The organism is Terribacillus saccharophilus (assembly GCF_046592595.1).
In the GTDB taxonomy this organism is placed as follows: domain Bacteria; phylum Bacillota; class Bacilli; order Bacillales; family Amphibacillaceae; genus Terribacillus; species Terribacillus saccharophilus_C.
Genome location: NZ_JAWVPF010000010.1, coordinates 1 through 22,452, shown reverse-complemented (window position 1 = coordinate 22,452; position 22,452 = coordinate 1). Strand labels below are relative to the sequence as shown.

Below are 22,452 nucleotides of genomic sequence, written 5' to 3'. Positions count from 1 at the left end.
TAAAAGCGATCAGGTCATACAGTAAGAAACGTATCGTCAAGATGCAGAAACGGGAACCGCAATATGGGGAATTTCGGTTAGGAGTAATTCTAACCGGGGTTTCGACGTTTTAAAGGAGGGCTTTATAATGATCGAAATTGAAAAACCAAAGATTGAAACGGTTGAGATCAGCGATGATGCTACATTTGGAAAGTTCGTTGTAGAACCGCTTGAGCGTGGATATGGTACTACACTAGGAAACTCCTTGCGTCGTATCCTATTATCCTCACTTCCTGGCGCTGCTGTAACTTCCATTCAAATTGATGGCGTGCTCCATGAATTCTCTACGATTGAAGGCGTAGTAGAAGACGTGACAACCATCATTTTGAACTTGAAAAAACTGGCTCTCAAAATCTACTCTGATGAAGAAAAAACATTAGAGATCGATGTACAAGGTGAAGGGAAAGTAACTGCTGCTGATATCACATTCGATAGCGATGTGGAAGTACTGAATCCGGATCTTCATATTGCGACATTGGGCAAGAATGCTCATTTGCACATGAAGCTTACGGCAGAACGCGGCCGCGGCTACCGTCCAGCTGATCAGAATAACCATGAAGATCAGCCGATTGGTGTCATTCCAATTGACTCCATCTTTACGCCAGTTTCAAAAGTGACGTATCAAGTGGAAAATACGCGTGTTGGCCAGTTGGCTAACTTCGACAAACTGACGTTGGATGTATTCACTGACGGCAGTATCCGACCTGAAGAGGCAGTTTCTCTTGGAGCTAAGATTTATACGGAGCATTTAAATATCTTCGTAGGTCTTACTGATGAAGCGCAAAATGCCGAAATCATGGTTGAAAAAGAAGAAGACCAAAAAGAGAAAGTTCTTGAGATGACAATCGAAGAATTGGACTTGTCTGTTCGTTCTTACAACTGTCTGAAACGTGCTGGTATCAACACAGTACAAGAACTTGCTAATAAATCTGAAGAAGACATGATGAAAGTGCGTAACCTAGGACGTAAATCATTAGAAGAAGTTAAAAAGAAACTAATCGATTTAGGACTTGGTCTTCGTAAAGAAGACTGATCCCGCCTAGCGGAGCATTTGACACCAGGAAAGGGAGGGATAACCTATGGCTAGAAAGTTAGGACGTACTACGGATGCTCGTATGGCGCTTTTGCGTAACCTTGCAACTGATCTTATCGTTCACGAAAGAATGGAAACAACGGAGGCGAAAGCTAAGGAGCTTCGTTCTGTAGTTGAAAAAATGATCACTCTTGGCAAACGTGGAGATCTTCACGCTCGTCGTCAAGCTGCTTCTTTCTTGTACGGTACAAAAGCGGACGAGAACCAAGATGCAGTACAAAAACTATTCAGCGATATCGCCGGACGTTATGAAGAACGTCAAGGAGGTTACACACGCGTGTTGAAACTTGGACAGCGTCGTGGTGACGGTGCCGCTATGGCAATCATTGAACTAGTATAAGGTAATAACAAGGGCAGGAAAATCTCTACCACGAGGTGTATTCCGGCCCTTTTTCTTTTGCACAGAAAGCAAGCGCCGCCATTAGCGCTTGCTTTTCTTTTTTGTCTGGATTATTTATACTAGCTATAGAAATGACAGGAACGGACAAACACGTTTAGTATTTCCCCGGAAATAGTCGGGTAATGACGAAGGAGCACGAAAAGCATGCATGCGATTGAATTCAAGAATGTCTCTTTCCGCTACGAAGAAGAGCAGCCCTATGTACTGCGTAATGTCAGTTTCCAAGTACAAGCTGGGGAGTGGCTGGCCATCATCGGTCATAATGGCTCAGGCAAGTCAACAATTGCCAAGCTGATGAACGGGCTGCTGTTTCCAACTGAGGGAGAAATCATTATTAACGGTATACCGTTGAACGAAGAGAATATATGGGAGATACGGCGCCAGGTAGGAATGGTTTTCCAAAACCCGGATAATCAATTCGTAGGTACGACTGTTCGTGATGATGTAGCTTTCGGCTTGGAGAACCGCGGAGTGCCTCGTTCTGAGATGATGGATCGGATCACTTCTTCATTGGAACAAGTACGTATGCAGGATTACTTGCTGCATGAACCATATCGTCTGTCAGGCGGACAGAAACAGCGTGTGGCTATAGCAGGAGTACTGGCTATATCTCCAAGCGTCATTATCCTGGATGAAGCAACGGCGATGCTGGACCCTTTAGGCAGGAAGGAAATCCTTGATACTGTTCATCGCGTTCAAGCTGAGCACCAGCTTGGTCTGATTACTATCACGCATGACTTGAATGAAGTGATGCAGGCACATCGTGTGTTGGTCATGAACGATGGAGAAATATGGACCACTACTGTACCAAGGGAATTAGTGAAAAAGCAGACTGAACTGCAGCAAATCGGTTTGGACGTGCCGTTTGTTACCCAGGTTGCCCATGCCTTGGAAAGACAAGGCGTTATTCTGGGTAAGCAGCCGATTGATCACGAGGAGTTGTTAGATGCATTATGGACATTACATTCAAACAAGTAGATTATACGTATCAGGCAAACTCCCCGTTTGAGCATAAAGCGCTAAAGGATTTGTCTTTCCATCTGCCAGGAGGAAGCTTTACAGCTATAGTTGGGCATACTGGGAGCGGTAAATCCACTCTTTTGCAGCATCTCAATGGATTAGTCAGACCAACAAGCGGAAGCGTACAGATTGGTGAGCATACGCTGGAGCCGAAAAGGAAGCCGAAGCAAGCGAAAGAGCTTCGAAAACAAGTGGGCATTGTGTTCCAGTATCCAGAGCATCAGTTGTTTGAAGAAACAGTAGAGAAGGATATCGCCTTCGGACCACGTAACTTCGGAGTAGCAGAGAAAGAGATTTCCAAGCGCGTAAGAGAAAGTGCAGAAGCGGTAGGATTGGATCTATCTTTGTTGAGCCGATCGCCATTTGAGTTAAGCGGCGGGCAAATGCGGCGTGTTGCAATTGCAGGTGTGCTTGCTGTGCGGCCTCGTGTGCTCGTTTTGGATGAACCGACAGCAGGACTGGACCCACGCGGTCAGCGGGAGATCATGGATATGTTTTACCGGCTGCATAATGAACAGCAGCTGACAACGATATTGGTAACACACAGCATGGAGGATGCGCTGACGTATGCCGATCATATGCTTGTACTCGACAAAGGGGAAAAGTATATGGAAGGGTCTCCTGTAGAAGTATTTCAGAACCGGCAAGCTCTCCAGCAGGTTCAGCTTGATGTGCCAGAGATATTCCAGTTTCTCCAGAAGGCATCCGAGCGCTTTGGCAAACCAATTGTATTTGAGGGAGAGAATGTTGACAGGCTCGCTGGGCAGCTAGCTGATTTGGCAGGTGATAAACATGAATAATCTGCTGATTGTCGGTCAGTATGTTCCGACCAATAGCATCGTTCACCGAATGGATCCAAGAATAAAGATGCTGATAATCTTCTTCTATGTGATTTTCATTTTCTTTGCCAATAATGTCATCAGCTATGCGCTGTTCACAGTATTCGCGGTCGGAGGAACACTTTTGACGAAGGTGCCATGGCGGTTTATTGCCAAGGGACTGACACCGGTATGGTTTTTGATTGTCTTTACGTTTATCCTGCACTTATTCGTCACGAAGGAAGGCACTGTATTGGTGAATGTATTCGGGTTGCCAATCTATAGCGGAGCGCTGGAACAAGGGGCTGTCATCTCGCTGCGTTTCTTTTTGCTTATCCTTTTGACATCATTGCTGACGTTGACGACAACACCGATAGAGATCACAGACGGAGTGGAGTCCTTGCTTGGTCCGCTGCGCCGATTCAAGTTCCCTGTGCACGAACTGGCACTGATGATGTCTATATCCCTGCGTTTTATCCCAACATTGCTCCAGGAAACCGAGAAGATTTCAAACGCCCAGGCTTCCAGAGGTGTGGATTTCCGCACAGGGCCATTCAGGGAGCGTGTACGGGCTGTAATTCCATTACTGGTGCCTTTGTTTGTCAGCGCCTTTAAGCGGGCAGAGGAGCTTGCTATGGCGATGGAAGCAAGAGGCTATCGCGGCGGAGAAGGACGTACGAAGCTCCGGGAGCTGCGTGTGATGAAGCGGGATGTTGCGGCACTCGTCATCTTTATTGTGGTGGTGGCTGCAGCCTTGATAACGAGAGATTATAGTTAGGAGTTACAAAGATGACGCAACGTATGAAGGCGACTGTCAGCTATGACGGCACGCATTTTTCCGGCTTCCAAGTGCAGGAGACAAACCGCACGGTCCAAGGGGAGCTGGAAAAGGCGCTTATGAAGATTCATAAGGGAAAACAAATCAGGATCCAAGCATCCGGCCGTACTGATGCAGGAGTGCATGCGAGAGGGCAGGTCATCCATTTCGATACCGAGCTTCGCATGGGTGACTATAACTGGCGCAAGGCACTCAATACCTTGCTGCCGGATGATGTAAGGATAACAGAAATAGCACAAGCAGAAGAAGGCTTCCATGCACGCTACAGTGTGAAGCGGAAGCAATATAAGTACTTTGTCCATAATGCACCGGAACAAGATGTGTTCAAGCGCCATTATGTCCATCATGTCCCTTATCAGCTCGAGCTGGACAGGATACAGCAAGCAATCGCAGCAATTGAGGGAACACATGACTTCAGTGCTTTTTGTTCTGCCCGGACAGGCGTCAAAGGAGATAAGATCCGTACCGTCTATGAAGCAGTTTGTGAAAAGCAGGATGATATGCTTGTGTTTACCTTCACGGGAAGCGGCTTTCTCTATAATATGGTGCGCATCCTCGCGGGTACATTGATCGATATTGGGAATGGACGCAAGGAGCCGGAAGACATGGCTGGAATACTAGAGTCGAAGGACCGTCAGCTGGCTAGTAAAACCGCTGCTGCGAGCGGACTTTGTCTCTGGAAAGTGGACTACTGAAAACTTTTTTGCAAAACAACGCATTCGGGTGTTACATGCCCTTGACATGAGGGTCTATGATGATATACTATGGTTTATGGCATTTTATTTCTATACCACGATTAGCCCCGGAAGACTAATTGTGTAGAATAATAAATGAACGATTCAATCGAAAAAATGGAGGAAATGACATGCGTACAACATTCATGGCGAACGAAAGCAATATCGAACGCAAATGGCTTGTTGTGGATGCAGAAGGCCAAACTCTTGGTCGTCTTGCAAGTGAAGTTGCTGCTATCCTACGCGGTAAGCACAAACCAACTTACACTCCACATGCCGACACTGGTGATAACGTAATCATCATCAACGCTGAGAAAATCGAACTTACTGGTAACAAACTTGCTGACAAGATCTATTACCGTCACTCTAACCACCCAGGTGGTTTGAAACAGCGTACAGCTGACGAAATGCGTACAAAATACCCTGAGCAAATGCTTGAGCTTGCTATCAAAGGCATGCTTCCTAAGGGACCACTTGCACGTAAAATGATCAAAAAGCTTCACGTATACCGTGGCGCTGAGCACAAACACCAAGCACAACAACCAGAAGCTTATACACTTCGCGGTTAATTAAAAAGGAGGTAAACGATAGTGGCACAAGTACAATACTACGGCACCGGTCGCCGTAAAAGCTCTACTGCCCGCGTACGTCTAGTACCAGGCACAGGTCAAGTAACAGTAAACAACCGTAGTGCGGAAGATTACTTCCCATACGAAACACTTCGTACAATCATCAACCAACCTCTAGTTGCAACAGAAACTGCTGGCAACTACGATGTTCTTGTAACTGTACAGGGTGGTGGATTCACAGGACAAGCAGGTGCTATCCGTCACGGTATCTCTCGTGCGCTTCTTGAAGCAGATCCTGAGTACCGCGGAACACTTAAAAAAGCTGGCTTCCTAACTCGTGACGCACGTATGAAAGAACGTAAAAAATACGGTCTTAAAGGTGCACGTCGCGCTCCACAGTTCTCAAAACGTTAATTTTTGGGTACTCAAAAGACTCTCAACCTATTGGTTGGGGGTCTTTTTTTGTGTTCAAATATAGCGTGTTAGAACGTGTTGTAAGAAAAATACTGAAATATTGAACCTGCTGTTCTATTTGTCCGTAGTACTCGTATCATATTACGAATATCACGAAGCAGAGGTGGATAATGAAAACAATTGTTTACACCAAGTACGGATCCGCGGATGTTCTACAACTAAAGGAAACAGCAAAACCTGTTCCGAAAGATAATGAGATATTAGTTAAAGTGAAAGCGGCAACTGTCACAGCTGCAGATATCCGAGCCCGAAGTTTTACCGTTCCGCCAGTCTTTTGGCTGCCAGCCCGTATCACGCTAGGTTTTAGACACCCTAAAAAAGAGGTGTTGGGAGTTGAGTTAGCTGGAGAGATTGTGTCAGTAGGAAAGGATGTGAAACGTTTTAAGAAAGGGGACCAAGTATTTGCAGCCTCTCTGGAGGAATTCGGTGCCTATGCCGAATATAAATGTTTGTCAGAAACAGGCCCTGTATCCATTAAACCCTCAAATATCTCGTATGAAGAAGCGGCTGCCATTCCAATAGGAGCACGAACAGCATTGTACTTTTTACGAAAAGCTGCTATTCAGAGCGGCCAGAAAATTCTGGTGTATGGGGCCTCGGGGAGTGTGGGCAGTTATGCAGTCCAAATTGCCAAGTATTTCGGAGCAAACGTGACAGCAGTTTGCAGTACATCGAATTTGGAATGGATAAAATCATTAGGTGCTGACAAGGTGGTAGATTATACGTGCGAAGACTTTTCTAAGCGTGATGAGTCGTATGATGTTATCTTTGAAGCAGTTAACAAAAGCTCCTTTACAGACTGTTTGAAAGTGCTAAAAAAGGATGGCACATATATAAATATCACAGAACCGCTGCCGAGTTTTCGGATGTTATGGACTAAACTGACAACCGGCAAAAAAATGATATTAAGTCGAAATGCACCTGAAACACCAGAGGCACTAAACTTCCTCGGGGAACTGGTACAGAAAGGGAAGTTAAAAGTAGTAATTGATAGGTGTTATGATTTTGAAGAGATAGTGGAAGCACACCGTTATGTCGAAAAGGGGCATAAAAAAGGGAATGTCATCATTAATTTAGAATAGCATAATAAGCCCCAGTAAATATGATTTGATAGAACAATAATTAATCTCTTAAAGACTCTTACTTGATTGGAGTCTTTTTATTTGGACCGGGTGTATGGGTACATATGAAAGTTTATCTCTAGTCATAAAATTTTATCAATATAAAGACAATGTAAATTGTAACTTGTGTGTATCCCCATTCTTAACACTGGCTGCATGGTAATCTGCTCGAAGCTCTTTTAAATTAGCAGTATGAGACAATCTATTACATTTTTATTGGCATGTGCGTTGTTACTGGCTGGCGGCTCATCAGTCCAAACGGAAGCGTCTGACTATAGTCCACTGATCATTGCCCATCGCGGGGCATCCGCAGTTGAGCCTGAGCATACGTTCTCTTCTTATGATCAGGCACTTGAGGATAAAGCCGATTATATTGAAATCGATTTGCGCAAAACAGCAGATGGCGAATTGGTGGCGATGCATGATGATACAGTCGAAAGAACAACGGACGGAAAGGGATTGGCTGAGAGACTCACCATGAGAGAAGTTAAGGCACTTGATGCAGGAGACGGTCAGACAGTACCGACGCTGGAAGAGATTCTGGCACGCTATGGCAGCGAAGTACAGTATTATATTGAAACACGTGAGAATGATATGGGAGAGCTTGTGATGGAGGAGCAATTACTGCAATTACTCGAGCAGTATGCAATTCCGAAGGATCAAGTCATCTTGCAATCGTTCAGTAAAGACAGCATTCGTGCACTGCATGAACTCAATCCGGAGATGACATTGGTTCAATTGCTGAAGAAGAAAGATGTGGAGAAGCTGGATGGAAAAGATCTCCAGGAGATGAAAGAGATAGCCAATGGTGTTGGTATTTATGCGGGCATTCTAAAGAAAACAACTGTAGATATGATTCAGCATCATGAGCTAGAAGTCCATGCTTATTATCGAGGAGACGAAAGAGAGTGGACGGAGGAGATGCTGCAATATGAAGTAGACGGCATTTTCTCGGATGATCCTGCCTTTTTGACGAATAAACTGGAGATGGAGGAATAGATCGCGATCTAGTGATATATTCCTTTTTTTGTGTGCAAATGTTTAGCTTCATGCTGGGGTGATATAGAGATAAAAGAATTATTGCAGCAATGAAGGGAGTTTTGTTCTATGAAAACAGTTGCGACAGTAGGAGGCATATTCGGTATCATTGCCTCACTTCTAGCTATGTTCTTTACCTTAATTGAAAATACGTACACAGTCGGCAATTTTGGCATGCTTGGAATTGCAGCGGGTATCCTTGGAATCATTGCAGCAGTCTTGCTCAATCGAAAACCGGTACTTGCTGGAGTTTTGCTTATCGCGGCAGCTGCAGTCGGTATCTACGGCGTGCTATTATACTTCTTTGTTCCAGGTGCACTCATGCTTATCGCGGCATTTGTGAAAATGAGCCGCAAAAGGGAAAGTTACTGAAAAGAAGGCATACCAATTGAGGTATGCCTTCTTTTCATGATTCGTTATGTATTCGCTTGACGCTCAATTTCAACTTTCAATCTTTTTTCAGGAGCAAAATCTCTTTCCCAGTTTTCTGGTTTAAGTATTTTCCCATCACCTTCGCGATACTTAGCAACACCATTGTGCAACTTGCCCATATTAGCTTGATGTACTATATCAAACAGTGGTTCCGGTTCAACTCCAAGAATAGCAAAGGAACCATTGTTAAAATAGGCCTCATCAATCAGTGCATCTGCTTGTGCAACAAGAATATCATCTACTGGCTTTTGCTCTTCACACATTTTGGATTTGGCTTTCTCTAATTCTGTTAGGAATTGTTCATATAGCTTTTCAAACTCAGTGAGATTTCCACCCACAGTGGCATATAGAAATTCCATTAATTCCTCACCTGACCATACTGCACGATGTAATGCGATCTCTTTGCTCATAGGAGTTGGTTTGTCACTTTGTAAATGATCGAATGCGTCATGGAATTCTCTAACTTGGTTGTATTGTTTCGTCATCTCGTCATTCTCCTTTTAACTTTTTAAGATCTTCCTTTCGATCTTCTGTACCTAATGTGCTGGATCATTACCATTATCATCTAGCATCAGAGCGAAAGGCAACTCCGGTTAACGTATCTATCTGACATCAGTAATTTATATACTTGAAAATAACAAAAAGAGGGACTGTCATCCCTCTTCGTATATTAATATCCGTAACCATAGTAAGGATAGTTATAGTACGGATAGTATGGATAAGGATAGTATGGGTATGGGTAAGGCCGAGGGCGGTTATAATAAGGCGGATAAAGCAAGCTGCTGCCGATCAATCCGCCGACCACGCCTCCAAGGAATGGTGCGCCGTAGCCGTAACCAGGGCGACCGTAGCCGAATCCAGGACGACCGAATCCACCGAAGCCATATCCTGGGCGGCGTCGGTATTCATCCGTATAAACCGGATAAGAGTATTGAACTTGCTCATCAGCTTGATAAGGTACAAGAGTTTGATTTTCTTCTTGCATGTAAAACACCTTCCTTTCTGTGCCAGTGTATGACGGGCAAGAGCGGAAGGCGCGGGACAGCAGCCCAAATAAGTTGGCTTTTTTAATTGAATGTATCGCGAAGGATGGCTGCTATCGGGATAAGCAATGCCAGTATCGGAACGAAAGCCCATATCCAGCTGTGCCTGGGGTGTTTGTTTTCCTCTTTCATTTTCTCCACTTCCAGCTCGAGCACACGGATGCGCTGTTCCAAATCTTCTTTCATCGTTCATCCTCCTTAGGCTTGTCTTGGAGATTCTTATAAAAAAGAGCCTCTGTTTACATTGTAGTAAACGAAAGGCTGCTTCATGCTTAGGCAATAACAGCAGCTGTTACAGCGCCATATCCGTCTCCGCTGCCGGCATTCTGTACAGACCTCTTATAGGAGGTATAGGAAATGTATAGGGCAATTGTTGCTCCGATCAGGGATAGGATCAGGCCTATATAAGATATCACCGTGGCGATGAACTCATATCTTTCCTCTTCGACAATGATAGTATCGTTATTCACTGATCATCGCTCCTTCCTCCTCTTAGCGTATGCACCTCTGGGCGGATGGTGCCTTAGCTTTTGATCAATCGTTTGATTAGCTTTCCTTTTGTGAATTATCTGCGCTTTTGCTCAGGGAAAAACTATTAGCTACCGGCTATTCATATGGCAGCTTGAAAAAACGTTGCTGTAGACCCACCCAATGCTGGACTGATATGATGATGGAACTGGAATGAAAGGGCTGACGAGGCGTTGGAGAATGAAAAATACAAGGAACTGAAGATGGGAGAGCGCGGAGTCTATATCAGTATCGGTGCTTATCTTGTCTTGTCCTCTTTAAAACTGATTGTTGGATTTATAAGCGGATCGGCTGCTTTGCGAGCAGACGGTTTGAATAATGCTACAGATATCGTAGCTTCCGTTGCGGTTCTGATTGGGCTGAAGCTGGCGAGGAAGCCACCTGATGCCGATCATCCATACGGACATTGGAAGGCGGAGACGGTCGCAAGTCTCATCGCTTCCTTTATCATGATGACAGTCGGTCTGCAAGTATTGTATACAGCTGTACTGAATGTGTTTGATGGCTCTAACGAAGCGCCAGATATGATGGCAGCCTGGACAGGCGTATTCGGAGCAATCGTTATGTTTATTGTCTATCGCTATAATATGCGGCTAGGTTCAAAAATAAACAGTCAATCTGTACAAGCGGCAGCAAAAGATAATCTATCGGATGCACTTGTCAGTGTAGGAACAGTAGTCGGTATCGTCGGATCTCAGCTTGGTTTGCCTTGGCTGGATCCGCTGGCGGCAATCATTGTCGGCTTGATTATCTGTAAGACGGCATGGGAGATCTTTACTTCTTCTTCTCACCAGCTGACCGATGGATTCGATGAAACACTTATGGTCTCCTATACGGAGACGATTATGAATATCTCAGGTGTAAAGGGTATAAAGACGATGAAGGCGAGAAGCTACGGCAATAATGCCATCGTCGATACAGAGATTTTGGTCAATTCCACGCTGGACATCCGGCAAGCACATGATGTGGCAACAACAGTGGAAAAGACGCTGAAGCGGGAGCATGGCGTCTACTGGGTGAATGTCCATGTTGAACCACAATAAAAAGCCAGAAGCGTTATGCTTCTGGCTTTTTGCTTTAATCAATGATCAGCATATTGTTATCATCAAATTTCCAATGCTCGCTGAACGCTACTTCCCAATAATAGCCGTCAGGATCAGTGAAATAACCGCTGTAGCCACCCCAATCGACTCGCTGCGGCTGTTTCACGATCGTGGCACCGGCTCGTGCCGCTTTCTCGATTACATAATCGACTTCCTGTGCCGTCTTCGCATTATAAGCGAGTGTGAAGCCAGGAAAACCAGTGCCTGTTTCAGGGGGATTATCCGCATTGATATCTTTGCGTAATGCTTCTAGCGGATACAATTCCAGCTTCGTTCCTCTATTGTTGAAGAAGACGATATTTGGTGAGTTTTCCTTTAAGCTTGTCTCGAAATCCAGGCCATCGCGATAGAAAGCAAGTGATGCTTGCATCTCCTTAACACCTAAGCAAATCAAATTGATCTGGTTCATTCGGCAAACACTCCTATTGTTTTTTTAGCCGCCGGTTTTTGAGCCCTGCACTGATGTTAGAAATGATCATGATCACTGCTGCAGCACTAAGCAGGATCATAAGCAGCAACGTTCCTATATTGGTGAAATTGTTGTACACTCCTATGGATAAGCCGGTTAGCATAATGAATAAGTACATCCAGGTTTTTCTTGTCATAATCGTGCCCCTTTATGGAATAAGTAGGCCAGAAAGCATCTTCTGGGTGATATGGTTGAGTTCGGGCAGGTCATCTAGAGGAAAATACCGCAAATCCAGGCTTTCCCCATCAAGCATTGCAAATTCGCCTGTTATATCAAAGGCTTCGTATACGGAAATGACATTGTAAACTTCATCTCCATTTGGATACTTCGCGTAAAATTCCGGGCCAGAGCACATGCGCTGGAAACTGAAACGCTCTGCATGCAGTCCTGTTTCCTCCAAAAGCTCCCTTCTGGCGGTGTCTTCCAGTGATTCTCTAAGCTCCATAGCGCCGCCAGGAAGCCCCCAGTCCTTCGTATCCGCTCTAAGCTGTAAGAGCAGCTTGCCATCTTCATTCCGAACGATGACACCGGCACCAGCCATGACGAGCGGCCGGCTGCCTACTGTTTCACGTAAATCCATGATATAGTTGGCCAATGATATTACTTCCTTTCATCCTTCGGGTAGAAGGTGTCTTTGCTGCGAGGAAAAAGAGTGTTGGAGATACCATAGCTGATCAAGTAGCTGACGAGTAAGCAGATACCAATAATGATTAGATTGTCATGGAGCAAATAAAGCAGTGCACTTATTCCGCCCAGCACGACATAGATACCAACATTCAAATATAAGCGTTTCGTCTGATTATCGAAATTCATTTTGTACGTCCTTTTCTGTCATACTTTGTATTTCTAGCTTCATCCATATTTCTAGTTTCATTATACCAGTGCCAGCATAAATTCCAAAGAAGAGCGTATATCCGGAGTGGTTGTCCCATATAGTGTACAAATGCGCGGTATGGGAGGAAGCACGAATGACTAGAAGATGGATTGCAGGAGCCGTAGCAGCTGCGCTGTTTATCATGCTGCTCGCGTACTACGTACCGAAAATCGTCACGACAGAGGAATCTTCCCATTCCTGGTCCTTGCCATTAGCTGGCAAGACGATTGTCATCGACCCGGGGCACGGCGGTGTCGATGGCGGGGCGGAAGGTGCAGATGGTACGCAGGAAGCTGGAATTACTTTAGCAGTTTCAAAACAGTTGCGGGACTATTTGCAGCAGGCAGGTGCGCTCGTCTATCTGACACGGGAAGATGATGTGGATTTAGCTGATAAAGATACAAAGGGGCTCTCCCGCCGGAAATCAGAGGATATACGGAACCGGGTAGCTTTCATCGAAGAAAAGGAAGCGGACTTTTATATCAGTATTCATACCAATGCCTTGCTGTCTTCCAAATGGTCCGGAGCCCAGACATTCTTCAATGAAGATAATCCAGGCAGTAAAGCATTGGCAACATTCATCCAGGATGAAATCAAACGAAATCTTGAAAACACGACACGGGTGCCGCTGGCATTGAATACGATGTACCTGCTGAAGCACACGGAGCCGACGGGAGCACTTGTAGAAATCGGATTCATGTCTAATCCGCGGGAGCTGGAGCTCTTGAAAGATTCGCCTTATCAGGAACAGATGGCCTTCAGTATTTATGAAGGTATCCTTCGTTATACGACCGAAAAGATGCCGGAAGATGAATGACCGAGCGCCGCTTGCCTAGCTGTCTTAAGAATGTGTTATACTAGCGGTAAAAGCAATCTGGAAAACGTTTTCCGGAACAAGCTAGGTAGGGGGCGTTCACATGGTAACAGAAGAAAAAGTACGGGAGCTTCTGAATGATATCGAAGATCCTTTTCTACATACGACGCTAGGAGAGACTGGCGCAATCGCTGATATCCGGATCAAGGAAGAGAAACGGCATGTCAGCGTGAAGATTTTGGTTGGTAAAACAAATACAGCAGAACAGATGCAGCTGCAGCAAGAAATTGTCAATGTCCTGAAAAGTGCAGGAGCTGCAACAGTAGGATTGCGCTTTGATCAGCTGCCGCAGGACATTGTGGACCGCTACAGCCAAACACAATCCTCAGGCAAGCAGCAGAAATCTCTGCTGGACAAGGATACAAAGACAAAATTCATCAACATCGCCAGCGGTAAAGGCGGTGTCGGTAAATCTACGGTTACAGTCAATTTGGCAGTAGCACTTGCGCGTATAGGGTTCAAAGTCGGTATCATCGATGCGGATATATATGGTTTCAGTGTCCCGGAAATGATGGGTATCGAGAAACGGCCGGAAGTGGTGGATGACAAAATCAAACCAGTAGAACGTTTTGGCGTGAAGATCATCTCGATGGGCTTCTTTGTGGAAGATAACGGACCAGTCATCTGGCGCGGACCAATGCTTGGAAAAATGCTGACAAGCTTCTTCAAAGAAGTACAGTGGGGCGATGATCTCGATTACTTGCTTGTCGACCTTCCGCCGGGAACAGGAGATGTAGCTTTGGATATTCATACGATGCTGCCATCTTCCAAGGAAATCATCGTTACAACACCGCATCCTAACGCTGCTTTCGTAGCTGCGCGTGCTGGTCAAATGGCGATACGCACCGAGCATGAGATACTTGGTGTTGTAGAAAACATGGCGTACTATGAAGTACAGGCTACTGGTGAAAAAGAGTATGTCTTTGGCCAAGGCGGCGGGGACAAGCTTGCAGATGCACTTGATACAGAAGTGATCGGCCGCTTGCCGCTGGCACAGCCATACAAGGAAGAGGGAGTCTTTGCACCAGCTGTATATCAAGAAAATCATCCGCTCGGAGATGCGTATGATGACTTGGCAAGAGCGATTTTAGAGAAATATATGCAATAAAATAAAGCTGAGAGCATTTTTGCTCTCAGCTTTATTTTATTTATCGAAGCTGCTCGATCCTGTGATATTCGCTCCTTTGATAAAGTACTTCTGGAAGACGAAGAACAGGATGATCACAGGCAGCAATACAAGCAAGGAACCTGCCATCAGGTAATTCCATTGCGTGCTCGCTTGCTCCTTGAAAACTTGCAGTCCAATTTGCAGTGTATAGAGACTTTCATCGTTCACATACAGCAACGGACCGAGGAAGTCATTCCACGCGCCGTTGAACGAGAATATCGCCACTGTTGCCAATGCCGGCTTGACAAGAGGCAGGGCAATCTTCCGCCAGATATAGAAATGATTTGCACCTTCCATTTTTGCGGCTTCAATCATTTCGTTCGGTATTGTCCGGAAGAACTGCCGGAGCAGGAAGATATTGAACGCACTGCCGAACAGGGCAGGCACCACAAGCGGATAATACGTATTCAGCCATTCCAGCTTAGCAAAGAGAACATATTGCGGAATGAGCGTTACAAAGCCAGGAATCATCATCGTTGATAGGACGACCGTGAATAGGATATTCTTCCCTGGGAATGGAATCTTGGCAAATCCGTATGCTATAAAAGCATTTACAAATACGTTGGCTACCACACAAATGAGTGTGATGGTAATTGTATTCACAGCATATGTCGTAAACGGAGCTGACTGCCACGTATGTACATAATTCTCCCAATGCCATTCCTGCGGTAATAGGGTAGGCGGAAATTGCATGATTTCCTCCATCGGTTTCAAAGAGGTGCTGATCATCCACCAGATTGGCGATAGCAGGAAGAGACTTCCGACAATGAGCAGGACCCAATTCAACGACCGCAGCAGATTATTGCTTATAACAGGCTTCCTTCGTTCTCGTTTCTTGGCAAGCTGCTTCCGTTCTGCAATATCCATCACTTATCATCCCCCTCGTAATGCACCCATTTTGGTGCAAGCTTCAGATTGATGATCGTGATTATCAGTACAACAACGAATAAGATCCACGACATTGCCATGGCATAGCCCATATCAAACGATTGGAATGCCTTGATCCACATATAAAGATTATAGAACAGCATGGAACTTGCCGGACCTCCAGAACCGTTCTGACTCATGACATATGCTTCTTGGAAGATTTGGAAGCTTCCGATCGTGCTTGTTATGATATCGAAGAATATGACCGGGGTAATCAATGGCAACGTGATATGAAGGAACTTCTTCCATGGTCCAGCCCCGTCGATATCAGCTGCCTCATACAAATTTTTGCTGATACCTTGCATGCTTGCAAGATAAAGCAGCATACTGCCGCCGACACTCCACAGTTTCATGAAGATAAGAGACGGTTTTGTCCAGTCTGGATCAAACAGCCAGTTCGGTCCATTGATACCAAACCAAGATAGAACGGTGTTAACAAGGCCAGTTCCTGGGTCCAGGAGCTGCATCCAAAGCAGGTAGACACCGACACCGGATAAAACAGCCGGAAGGTAGAAGATTGTCCGGAAGATCCGCATGCCTGGCAGGCTTTGATTCATCAGCATCGAGATGAAGATAGCCCCTATGGTTGTAAGTGGAACTGAGAAAATAACAAAGTATAACGTGTTGTAAAGGGATGTCCAAAATAGGTCATCCCCTGTAAATAGCTGATCATAATTCTGCAAACCCACAAAGTCCATGCGGGATGTGATGTTGTAATCGGTGAAGCTTGCGTACAAAGAGAACGCCAGCGGACCTAGTGTGAACGCGAGGAAACCGATGATCCAAGGGGCAATGAAAACATACCCTTGGAGACTTTCGCGTCTTCCCATCGTCCACCATTTTTTCTTTTTCATCGTATCCCCCCAAAAAGACTCCCTATTTAGCTGTTTTTTCTACTAGTTCTTCCACGTCCTGCTGTGCTTGATCCAATGCTTCCTGTGCTGGTTTATTTTCAATCAGGATAGCATCGAGCTGCGGATTGATGAGATTCACGTAATCCGGAGCATAAGCAGGCATTGGGGTAAGCAATGTATCGTTCAGATTCTGTGCTGCCATTTCATAGACCATCTGGTCTTTTTCTGATAATTCATCGGATGTTGCTGCACTTTCAGATGCTTCCATGTTGGCTACATTGTCGAAGTTCTTCACGGCCCAATATTCCTGTGCTTCCTTATCTGTAAGATACTTGATGAATTCCCATGCTTCATCCGGGTGAGAAGAGCCCTTTGGAATCTCTGCTACAAATCCGCCGCCCCAGCTTGTGTGACCGCTGCCAGATGTTTTCTCCGGTAATGGAGCTACACCAAAGTCAAGGTCTGGTGCATAGTCGCGAATTTGTGTGTAGAAGGTTGCTGCATTCGCCATCATACCGAGCGAACCGTCAAAGAAAGGATTGCTCTGCTGACTGTCGATTTGAGATTGGTAACGGTTGATGGTATCTTCGCCGTATTTATCTTTCCAGCTCTTGATCCATTCCATCGTATCAACGTTTGTCTCACTGTTGATGACCGGTTCATCATTCTCGTTGAAATAATTCGTTCCGGATCCGTTCAATAACCACACATCAGATCCAACGCCATATAGCGGGTAGAAGCCGATTCGTTCATACGTATCTCCTGATTTCTTGTCGAGCTTCTCAGCGTATTCTTCAAGCTCTTCCCACGTTTCAGGGGGCTTGTTCGGATCTAGCCCAGCTTCTTTGAAGGCATCTTTGTTATAGAACAACAGCCGTGTGTCTGTATTGAATGGAATACCGTAGGAATCACCTTCATATAAAGTAGCGTCCCAAAGATTCTCATAAAAACGTCCGGAAATATCGTCTTCTTCCAAGTATGGCGCCAGGTTCTCAGCTTGTCCTTCCTGTCCGCGAAGGGCTGTGGCGTTAATATCATTGATGACAACATCCGGTGGATTGTTTGCTGCGATTGCAGCCAATTCCTTCGTCCAGATATCGCCGAAAGGTATGTATGTATGTTCCACTACGATTTCGTCTTGCGAGTTATTAAAGTCTTCAATGATTTTGTCTATTACTGGTCGGCGAATCTCAGAGCCCCAGAATGTCCAAAAATCGATTTTCACTTTACCATCTTCCGTTTCTCCTTCTGATGCCGCAGTTCCCTCTGATCCGCCGGTAAAACCAGCACAACCCGTCAGGAAGAGCAGCAATGCCAGTGCCAACAGACTAAAACGTTTCAGCATATGTAGTTCCCTCCAATTAGTTTCATGAAAACGCTTTTCTTTACCCATCGTAAAATAGTTGGAAACGCTTTTAGGAGAAGATGATAAAAAAGACCCAGACAGAGGAGGGTCTGCCAAGGTCTTAGGATTTACTTTTCTTTTTGTTTGGATTGCGCTTCTTCCAATGCTTTTTGAACAGTCTGCATCAGCTTTTGCTCAAACATTGGCGTTTCCGATGATTCCTGGATCGTTTTCTCAAGCTCCTTGCGGAAATCCTGACTTTTCATGACGTTGAGCATCTGCTCTTGTACTTTTGGATCCTGTAAGAGCTGCAGCATCTGCTTTTGGAAATCTGAATCATTCATCAGGTCTTTTACGAGCTTTTTCTGCTCAGGACCGATGTTCTTCGCGAAGGCTGCGACGAATTCCGGATCCTCAAAACGCTCTTTCCAGAATTTCTGTCCTTCTTCTGAAGTCCATGATTTATTGATGGCATCTTCAACTTTGCTGGCATCCAATGAGACAAGATCCTGCATAGTCTCATCAGACATCACTTCCGATATTGCTTTTTTGCCTTCGTCTGTTTTCAATATATCGGCAACCATTTGCTTGGTCGTATCATAATCCGGCTGACTGCTTTCTGCAGCTTGCCCGCCCGTGCATGAAGTAAGCACGACAAGGGATAATAACAAGATTGGCACTAACCGTACAAACATAAAATTGTGCTCCTTCCACTGTAGTAAGTACGCTTACTTTGCGCAGAAAGAGCATTGTTTATGCACTAATTCACTTCTTTCAGTTCAGGGGTGCCGCCAGCAATCAGTTCGCTCACTGTCACATAATGATATCCCTTATTCTTCAGTGCTGGCAGGATGGTCTCCAAAGCTTTTTCGGTTTGTTTAACGGAATCGGAAGCGTGCAGCTGGATGATGTCACCATTGCTTGCTTCTTCCATGACCTCATCTACGATTAGCTGCGTTCCTGGATTGCGCCAGTCCTGCGGATTGACACTGTATTGAATGACTTTCAACCCAAGTGTTTCGGACAATTGGATGATTTCAGTGTTGAAATCCCCAGTGGGTGCCCGGAGCAGTTCGATATCCTCATGCCCGAGTTTACGGAATATCTCTTTTGCATAGGAAAGGTCTTTTCTTATCTGAGCAGGCTCCTGATCGATATAGCTTTTGTATCGATAGCCCATCATGCCCAATTCATGCTTATCCTCAACAATCCGATCGATGATTTGCGGATGACGCTCAGCCCACTCACCACTGACGAAGAAGGTGGCTTTTACATTTTGTTCCTTCAATTCATCCAGTATAGGGATAGCTTGCGTATCTCCCCAGCTTATATTGAAGGTGAGTGCAATATTAGGCGCTTCCTTGCTTCCTTGTGTCAAAGCTGCTGGTTTTTCCTTCGAGGAAAAGACGGAAAGCGTACTGCTCGTCTCCATCCAGATGATCAATGCCGTGAACATTGCTGCTGCTACGACAAATGCCCACCTTTTCCACTTGTTGAAACGGAATACATAAAAGTGCTGCATGCCTATCATTCCCTTCGGTGTCTCCGTAATGTAGTTCCATTCTATGCATGCCTGTCCGGGAAAATGATGCTTGTCTGCTGTCTGTTAATAGAAATGACAACATTTTTACAAAAAAGCTGATTCCATTTTGCTTCTTTTGGGGAAACCAATAGGAGAGAATCTGGAAAGGGGCGTATGGAGTGAAGGCTTATCGCATGGATGCAGAAGAGGTTTTACAGGAACTGGGGACCTCGCGGGAAGGTATATCGCAGGAAGAAGCGCAGCGGAGACTGGAAGCAGATGGATACAATGAATTGAAAAGCAAAGAGAAGGATCCGGTATGGAAGCTGTTCCTTGCCACTTTCAAGGACGCCATGGTTATTGTCCTCCTCGTTGCAGCTGCTGTTCAGCTGGCATTGGGCGAAGTAGTGGAATCCATCATCATTTTTTTGGTCATCCTGCTCAATAGTGTCATTAGTGTTGTACAAACAAAGAAAGCGGAGAGTTCATTAGAAGCTTTACAGGAGATGTCAGCTCCATCAGCAAAAGTGGTGCGGGACGGAGAAAGTAAGACTGTACCAGCAAAGGAACTGACAAAAGGAGATATCGTACAGCTCGATGCAGGGGATTATGTGCCGGCTGACGGGAGACTTATCAGCAGCGAGTCACTGAAGATCAACGAAGGGATGCTGACCGGGGAGTCAGAAGCGGCAAATAAAAAAACGGAGGTAATTGAAGAAGAAGCTTCTATTGGTGACCGTACGAATATGGTACATAGCGGCTCGCTGGTAGTGAACGGACGGGGGAGCTTCATCGTAACAGCCATTGCCCAGGATACTGAGATTGGGCAGATTGCCAATATGATCGAGACAGCAGAATCCAAGCAGACACCTTTGCAGAAAAAGCTGGATGCGTTCAGTAAAAGGCTGGGAATTGCTGTCTTGGTGCTGTGTATTTTAATCTTTGCAGCTCAAGCCGCTCGTCTTTGGTTTGGAGATGGCCAGGCGGATATGGCCCAAGGCTTCCTTAATGCCTTCACTTTTTCAGTCGCAGTAGCGGTAGCCGCAATTCCGGAAGCACTATCTTCTATTGTTACAATCGTCATGGCAGTAGGTACTACAAAGATGGCCAAACAGCAGGCAATCATTCGCAGACTGCCTGCGGTAGAAACACTTGGCTCCACTCGCGTAATTTGTACGGATAAGACGGGAACTCTTACGCAGAACAAGATGACCGTGACGGAGACCTTCATTCCTGGGAAAAGCGAAGGAATATCAGAAGATGAAGCAGCAAGGGGCAAATCGGAGCAGTTGCTTTTAAATATCGCTGTGCTGTGTAATGATTCGAGTGTCAGTGAAGATGGAGCAGAAATCGGAGATCCGACAGAGACAGCGCTGATTCACTTCGGAAAGAAGATGGGACTGGATCCGGCTCGGCTGCGAAAAGAGAAGGAGCGGGAAATGGAGCTGCCTTTCGACTCGGATCGGAAAATGATGTCCACTGTTTATCGCATCGATGGAGATAGACTGATGCTGACAAAGGGCGGACCGGATGTCATGTTCGAAAGATGCACGCATATCCTGATCGATGGAGAAGAACAAACTCTGGATGAGACTCGTCTTCAAGAAGTTATGGACCAGAATGAGAAATTCTCCGATAATGCCCTTCGTGTACTGGCATATGGTTATAAAAAGATATCCGAGGATAAGCGTTCGCTAGATGAGCAGGATGAAAAAGATCTTGTGCTAGTCGGTCTCACTGCTATGATTGATCCACCGCGCGAAGCCGTTCCAGCATCTATCGCGGAAGCAAGAAGTGCCGGTATTCGCAGTATCATGATTACCGGAGACCATAAAACCACAGCTCAGGCAATCGGGAAAGAAATTGGATTGATGGAAGAAGGAGACCTCGCCCTGACGGGTAAGGAACTGGATAAACTAACTGATGAAGAATTAGGTGAGAAGCTTGGCCGCATTTCTGTCTATGCCCGTGTATCACCGGAAAATAAAATCAGGATTGTCCGGGCATGGCAGAATAAAGGAGCCATTACCGCAATGACTGGAGATGGTGTGAATGACGCACCTGCACTGAAGCAAGCGGATATAGGGATTGCAATGGGAAGCGGAACGGACGTAGCCAAGGATTCATCTGCCATGGTACTCGCAGATGATAATTTTGTCTCCATCGTCAACGCTGTCGGAGTAGGACGCACGGTGTTTGATAATATCAAAAAGGCGATAGGATATTTGTTTGCCGGCAACCTTGGGGCGATTATCGCTATCCTCTTCGCGGTCTTTCTCAATATGCCGAATCCATTCACCGCACTGCAGCTTCTGTTCATCAATTTAATCAATGACTCCTTGCCGGCGCTGGCTCTTGGCATGGAGAAGGAAGAACCGGATGTGATGAAACGAAAACCCCGCGATATAAACGAGGGAATATTCTCTGGCGGCACGCTTCAAAGTGTAATTGTCCGCGGGGTGCTTATAGGAGCGGCGGTCGTTATCTCTTTCTATATTGGATTGCGGCATTCTACTGAAATGGGGATAGCAATGGCCTTTACGACACTTATCTTGGCCAGGACACTCCAAACGTTTTCTGCAAGATCCAATACCCAGACCATTTTCAAAGTGGGCTTCCTGACTAACAAGTATGTACTCGGTGCAGTGGCAATTTGCTTTCTGCTTTACGGGGTCACAGTATTGCCGGGAGTGCGCAGTATCTTTTCCATTCCGGATGCGTTTGGCTGGAGGAACTGGTCCATTGCAACAGGACTTGCTCTTGCAGCAGTCGTCTTGATGGAAATCATCAAAGCTATACGTAATAGAAGATAATAACTCGAAAAGCTCCGTTTTAAACGGGGCTTTTCTTTATGATAAATGGGACGGGGACTGTGTGAATGCGGCATGGAACTTGGCGCCTGAGAGTCCCGTAGAAGGGTCTCACAGCGGCTTTCGAATTTTAATAGAAAAAAGGTGTTGACGTATACTGGAATTGGTCGTATACTGTTAAACGGCGCTAAGATAAGACGAAAAAACACGCCAAACAGATTATCAAGTTTTTTAAAAAAGGTTGTTGACAGAAACGACCGAGACATGATAAGATGTTCTAGTCGCTGAAACAAGCGGCAACAACTTGATTCTTGAAAACTGAACAAAACAACCAATTACGAACTAAACGACATGATCGT

Annotated in this window: 28 protein-coding genes; 15 read left to right on the top strand and 13 right to left on the bottom strand. The window is 45.5% G+C overall.

Annotation, left to right across the window (positions count from 1 at the left end):
• The first annotated feature begins 127 nt into the window (after positions 1-127).
• From SFC25_RS16525 to SFC25_RS16475, 11 genes are all read left to right on the top strand, one after another.
• Complete coding sequence (locus tag SFC25_RS16525; protein WP_038565251.1) at positions 128-1,072, top strand: DNA-directed RNA polymerase subunit alpha; 945 nt, start codon at positions 128-130, stop codon at positions 1,070-1,072.
• Between the two features lie 46 nt (positions 1,073-1,118).
• The gene (gene rplQ, locus SFC25_RS16520; protein ID WP_411216343.1) at positions 1,119-1,472 is read left to right on the top strand and encodes a 50S ribosomal protein L17; all 354 of its coding nucleotides are present in this window, start codon (positions 1,119-1,121) and stop codon (positions 1,470-1,472) included.
• Between the two features lie 204 nt (positions 1,473-1,676).
• A complete protein-coding gene (locus tag SFC25_RS16515) occupies positions 1,677-2,510 on the top strand; it encodes an energy-coupling factor ABC transporter ATP-binding protein (protein ID WP_411216342.1) in 834 nt (277 codons plus the stop codon).
• The gene (locus SFC25_RS16510; RefSeq protein ID WP_411216341.1) at positions 2,486-3,352 is read left to right on the top strand and encodes an energy-coupling factor ABC transporter ATP-binding protein; all 867 of its coding nucleotides are present in this window, start codon (positions 2,486-2,488) and stop codon (positions 3,350-3,352) included. Before SFC25_RS16515 ends, SFC25_RS16510 begins: the two co-directional genes overlap by 25 nt.
• Positions 3,345-4,148 carry an energy-coupling factor transporter transmembrane component T family protein gene (locus tag SFC25_RS16505; protein ID WP_411216340.1) on the top strand — a complete coding sequence of 268 codons (804 nt, stop codon included), beginning with the start codon at positions 3,345-3,347 and terminating at the stop codon, positions 4,146-4,148. The genes SFC25_RS16510 and SFC25_RS16505 overlap by 8 nt, the downstream gene beginning before the upstream one ends.
• An 11-nt stretch (positions 4,149-4,159) precedes the next feature.
• Positions 4,160-4,903, top strand: a complete 744-nt coding sequence (truA, locus tag SFC25_RS16500) for a tRNA pseudouridine(38-40) synthase TruA (RefSeq protein ID WP_411216339.1) — start codon at positions 4,160-4,162, stop codon at positions 4,901-4,903.
• A 170-nt stretch (positions 4,904-5,073) separates the two neighbouring features.
• Entirely contained in the window at positions 5,074-5,511 is a 438-nt protein-coding gene (gene rplM, locus SFC25_RS16495) for a 50S ribosomal protein L13 (protein WP_095220661.1), read from the top strand.
• Between the two features lie 21 nt (positions 5,512-5,532).
• Positions 5,533-5,925, top strand: coding sequence for a 30S ribosomal protein S9 (rpsI, locus tag SFC25_RS16490; protein ID WP_038565267.1), 393 nt, complete (start codon positions 5,533-5,535; stop codon positions 5,923-5,925).
• 170 nt (positions 5,926-6,095) lie between these two features.
• On the top strand, positions 6,096-7,067 hold the full coding sequence (locus SFC25_RS16485) for an NAD(P)-dependent alcohol dehydrogenase (RefSeq protein WP_411216338.1): 972 nt from the start codon (positions 6,096-6,098) through the stop codon (positions 7,065-7,067).
• Between the two features lie 231 nt (positions 7,068-7,298).
• A complete protein-coding gene (locus SFC25_RS16480; protein WP_411216337.1) occupies positions 7,299-8,105 on the top strand; it encodes a glycerophosphodiester phosphodiesterase family protein in 807 nt (268 codons plus the stop codon).
• Positions 8,106-8,213: 108 nt separating this feature from the next.
• Positions 8,214-8,516, top strand: coding sequence for a hypothetical protein (locus SFC25_RS16475; RefSeq protein WP_411216336.1), 303 nt, complete (start codon positions 8,214-8,216; stop codon positions 8,514-8,516).
• Between the two features lie 44 nt (positions 8,517-8,560).
• Here the strand turns inward: SFC25_RS16475 and SFC25_RS16470 are convergent, their stop codons facing one another.
• The 4 genes from SFC25_RS16470 to SFC25_RS16455 all read right to left on the bottom strand — a co-directional run bounded on the left by SFC25_RS16470 (position 8,561) and on the right by SFC25_RS16455 (position 10,089).
• Complete coding sequence (locus SFC25_RS16470; protein ID WP_411216335.1) at positions 8,561-9,061, bottom strand: pyrophosphohydrolase domain-containing protein; 501 nt, start codon at positions 9,059-9,061, stop codon at positions 8,561-8,563.
• A 185-nt stretch (positions 9,062-9,246) separates the two neighbouring features.
• Positions 9,247-9,561, bottom strand: a complete 315-nt coding sequence (locus tag SFC25_RS16465) for a hypothetical protein (RefSeq protein ID WP_411216334.1) — start codon at positions 9,559-9,561, stop codon at positions 9,247-9,249.
• Between the two features lie 82 nt (positions 9,562-9,643).
• Complete coding sequence (locus SFC25_RS16460; protein ID WP_411216333.1) at positions 9,644-9,805, bottom strand: hypothetical protein; 162 nt, start codon at positions 9,803-9,805, stop codon at positions 9,644-9,646.
• Between the two features lie 86 nt (positions 9,806-9,891).
• Entirely contained in the window at positions 9,892-10,089 is a 198-nt protein-coding gene (locus SFC25_RS16455; RefSeq protein ID WP_411216332.1) for a hypothetical protein, read from the bottom strand.
• Positions 10,090-10,320: 231 nt separating this feature from the next.
• Here SFC25_RS16455 and SFC25_RS16450 point away from each other — a divergent pair, with 231 nt between their 5' ends.
• Complete coding sequence (locus tag SFC25_RS16450; RefSeq protein WP_411216331.1) at positions 10,321-11,190, top strand: cation diffusion facilitator family transporter; 870 nt, start codon at positions 10,321-10,323, stop codon at positions 11,188-11,190.
• Between the two features lie 34 nt (positions 11,191-11,224).
• Here the strand turns inward: SFC25_RS16450 and SFC25_RS16445 are convergent, their stop codons facing one another.
• From SFC25_RS16445 to SFC25_RS16430, 4 genes are read right to left on the bottom strand one after another with little or no spacing between them, the layout of a single operon-like run.
• Positions 11,225-11,659, bottom strand: a complete 435-nt coding sequence (locus SFC25_RS16445; protein ID WP_411216330.1) for a VOC family protein — start codon at positions 11,657-11,659, stop codon at positions 11,225-11,227.
• 13 nt (positions 11,660-11,672) lie between these two features.
• Complete coding sequence (locus tag SFC25_RS16440; RefSeq protein ID WP_411216329.1) at positions 11,673-11,855, bottom strand: hypothetical protein; 183 nt, start codon at positions 11,853-11,855, stop codon at positions 11,673-11,675.
• 12 nt (positions 11,856-11,867) lie between these two features.
• A complete protein-coding gene (locus tag SFC25_RS16435) occupies positions 11,868-12,299 on the bottom strand; it encodes an NUDIX hydrolase (protein ID WP_411216376.1) in 432 nt (143 codons plus the stop codon).
• Positions 12,300-12,319: 20 nt separating this feature from the next.
• A complete protein-coding gene (locus SFC25_RS16430; RefSeq protein ID WP_095224666.1) occupies positions 12,320-12,532 on the bottom strand; it encodes a hypothetical protein in 213 nt (70 codons plus the stop codon).
• A gap of 155 nt (positions 12,533-12,687) precedes the next feature.
• On the opposite strand from SFC25_RS16430, the gene cwlD reads away from it, so the two are divergent.
• Both cwlD and SFC25_RS16420 read left to right on the top strand, forming a co-directional pair.
• The gene (gene cwlD / locus SFC25_RS16425) at positions 12,688-13,410 is read left to right on the top strand and encodes an N-acetylmuramoyl-L-alanine amidase CwlD (RefSeq protein ID WP_411216328.1); all 723 of its coding nucleotides are present in this window, start codon (positions 12,688-12,690) and stop codon (positions 13,408-13,410) included.
• Positions 13,411-13,510: 100 nt separating this feature from the next.
• Positions 13,511-14,575: an Mrp/NBP35 family ATP-binding protein gene (locus SFC25_RS16420; RefSeq protein ID WP_411216327.1), complete on the top strand. Its 1,065-nt coding sequence runs from the start codon at positions 13,511-13,513 to the stop codon at positions 14,573-14,575.
• Positions 14,576-14,611: 36 nt separating this feature from the next.
• Here SFC25_RS16420 and SFC25_RS16415 read toward each other — a convergent pair whose 3' ends face one another.
• The 5 genes from SFC25_RS16415 to pdaB form a co-directional block, all read right to left on the bottom strand.
• Positions 14,612-15,502 carry a carbohydrate ABC transporter permease gene (locus tag SFC25_RS16415; protein WP_411216375.1) on the bottom strand — a complete coding sequence of 297 codons (891 nt, stop codon included), beginning with the start codon at positions 15,500-15,502 and terminating at the stop codon, positions 14,612-14,614.
• Positions 15,502-16,416 (bottom strand): carbohydrate ABC transporter permease, encoded by a 915-nt coding sequence (locus tag SFC25_RS16410; protein ID WP_411216326.1) that lies wholly within the window; start codon positions 16,414-16,416, stop codon positions 15,502-15,504. Before SFC25_RS16410 ends, SFC25_RS16415 begins: the two co-directional genes overlap by 1 nt.
• 22 nt (positions 16,417-16,438) lie before the next feature.
• A complete protein-coding gene (locus SFC25_RS16405) occupies positions 16,439-17,761 on the bottom strand; it encodes an ABC transporter substrate-binding protein (RefSeq protein ID WP_411216325.1) in 1,323 nt (440 codons plus the stop codon).
• 128 nt (positions 17,762-17,889) lie between these two features.
• Entirely contained in the window at positions 17,890-18,456 is a 567-nt protein-coding gene (gene gerD / locus SFC25_RS16400; protein WP_411216324.1) for a spore germination lipoprotein GerD, read from the bottom strand.
• A 65-nt stretch (positions 18,457-18,521) separates the two neighbouring features.
• Positions 18,522-19,283: a polysaccharide deacetylase family sporulation protein PdaB gene (gene pdaB / locus SFC25_RS16395; protein ID WP_411216323.1), complete on the bottom strand. Its 762-nt coding sequence runs from the start codon at positions 19,281-19,283 to the stop codon at positions 18,522-18,524.
• A gap of 179 nt (positions 19,284-19,462) precedes the next feature.
• Between pdaB and SFC25_RS16390 the strand changes: the two genes are divergently transcribed.
• Positions 19,463-22,096, top strand: a complete 2,634-nt coding sequence (locus SFC25_RS16390) for a cation-translocating P-type ATPase (RefSeq protein WP_411216322.1) — start codon at positions 19,463-19,465, stop codon at positions 22,094-22,096.
• Positions 22,097-22,452 lie beyond the last annotated feature (356 nt).

Bases quoted from the DNA above. Each gene is read 5' to 3' on its own strand.
- SFC25_RS16525 (WP_038565251.1), top strand. From the start codon at position 128: ATGATCGAAATTGAAAAACCAAAGATTGAAACGGTTGAGATCAGCGAT.
- rplQ (WP_411216343.1), top strand. From the start codon at position 1,119: ATGGCTAGAAAGTTAGGACGTACTACGGATGCTCGTATGGCGCTTTTG.
- SFC25_RS16515 (WP_411216342.1), top strand. From the start codon at position 1,677: ATGCATGCGATTGAATTCAAGAATGTCTCTTTCCGCTACGAAGAAGAG.
- SFC25_RS16510 (WP_411216341.1), top strand. From the start codon at position 2,486: ATGGACATTACATTCAAACAAGTAGATTATACGTATCAGGCAAACTCC.
- SFC25_RS16505 (WP_411216340.1), top strand. From the start codon at position 3,345: ATGAATAATCTGCTGATTGTCGGTCAGTATGTTCCGACCAATAGCATC.
- truA (WP_411216339.1), top strand. From the start codon at position 4,160: ATGACGCAACGTATGAAGGCGACTGTCAGCTATGACGGCACGCATTTT.
- rplM (WP_095220661.1), top strand. From the start codon at position 5,074: ATGCGTACAACATTCATGGCGAACGAAAGCAATATCGAACGCAAATGG.
- SFC25_RS16485 (WP_411216338.1), top strand. From the start codon at position 6,096: ATGAAAACAATTGTTTACACCAAGTACGGATCCGCGGATGTTCTACAA.
- SFC25_RS16480 (WP_411216337.1), top strand. From the start codon at position 7,299: ATGAGACAATCTATTACATTTTTATTGGCATGTGCGTTGTTACTGGCT.
- SFC25_RS16475 (WP_411216336.1), top strand. From the start codon at position 8,214: ATGAAAACAGTTGCGACAGTAGGAGGCATATTCGGTATCATTGCCTCA.
- SFC25_RS16470 (WP_411216335.1), bottom strand. From the start codon at position 9,061: ATGACGAAACAATACAACCAAGTTAGAGAATTCCATGACGCATTCGAT.
- SFC25_RS16465 (WP_411216334.1), bottom strand. From the start codon at position 9,561: ATGCAAGAAGAAAATCAAACTCTTGTACCTTATCAAGCTGATGAGCAA.
- SFC25_RS16460 (WP_411216333.1), bottom strand. From the start codon at position 9,805: ATGAAAGAAGATTTGGAACAGCGCATCCGTGTGCTCGAGCTGGAAGTG.
- SFC25_RS16445 (WP_411216330.1), bottom strand. From the start codon at position 11,659: ATGAACCAGATCAATTTGATTTGCTTAGGTGTTAAGGAGATGCAAGCA.
- SFC25_RS16440 (WP_411216329.1), bottom strand. From the start codon at position 11,855: ATGACAAGAAAAACCTGGATGTACTTATTCATTATGCTAACCGGCTTA.
- SFC25_RS16435 (WP_411216376.1), bottom strand. From the start codon at position 12,299: ATGGATTTACGTGAAACAGTAGGCAGCCGGCCGCTCGTCATGGCTGGT.
- SFC25_RS16430 (WP_095224666.1), bottom strand. From the start codon at position 12,532: ATGAATTTCGATAATCAGACGAAACGCTTATATTTGAATGTTGGTATC.
- cwlD (WP_411216328.1), top strand. From the start codon at position 12,688: ATGACTAGAAGATGGATTGCAGGAGCCGTAGCAGCTGCGCTGTTTATC.
- SFC25_RS16420 (WP_411216327.1), top strand. From the start codon at position 13,511: ATGGTAACAGAAGAAAAAGTACGGGAGCTTCTGAATGATATCGAAGAT.
- SFC25_RS16415 (WP_411216375.1), bottom strand. From the start codon at position 15,502: ATGGATATTGCAGAACGGAAGCAGCTTGCCAAGAAACGAGAACGAAGG.
- SFC25_RS16410 (WP_411216326.1), bottom strand. From the start codon at position 16,416: ATGAAAAAGAAAAAATGGTGGACGATGGGAAGACGCGAAAGTCTCCAA.
- SFC25_RS16405 (WP_411216325.1), bottom strand. From the start codon at position 17,761: ATGCTGAAACGTTTTAGTCTGTTGGCACTGGCATTGCTGCTCTTCCTG.
- gerD (WP_411216324.1), bottom strand. From the start codon at position 18,456: ATGTTTGTACGGTTAGTGCCAATCTTGTTATTATCCCTTGTCGTGCTT.
- pdaB (WP_411216323.1), bottom strand. From the start codon at position 19,283: ATGCAGCACTTTTATGTATTCCGTTTCAACAAGTGGAAAAGGTGGGCA.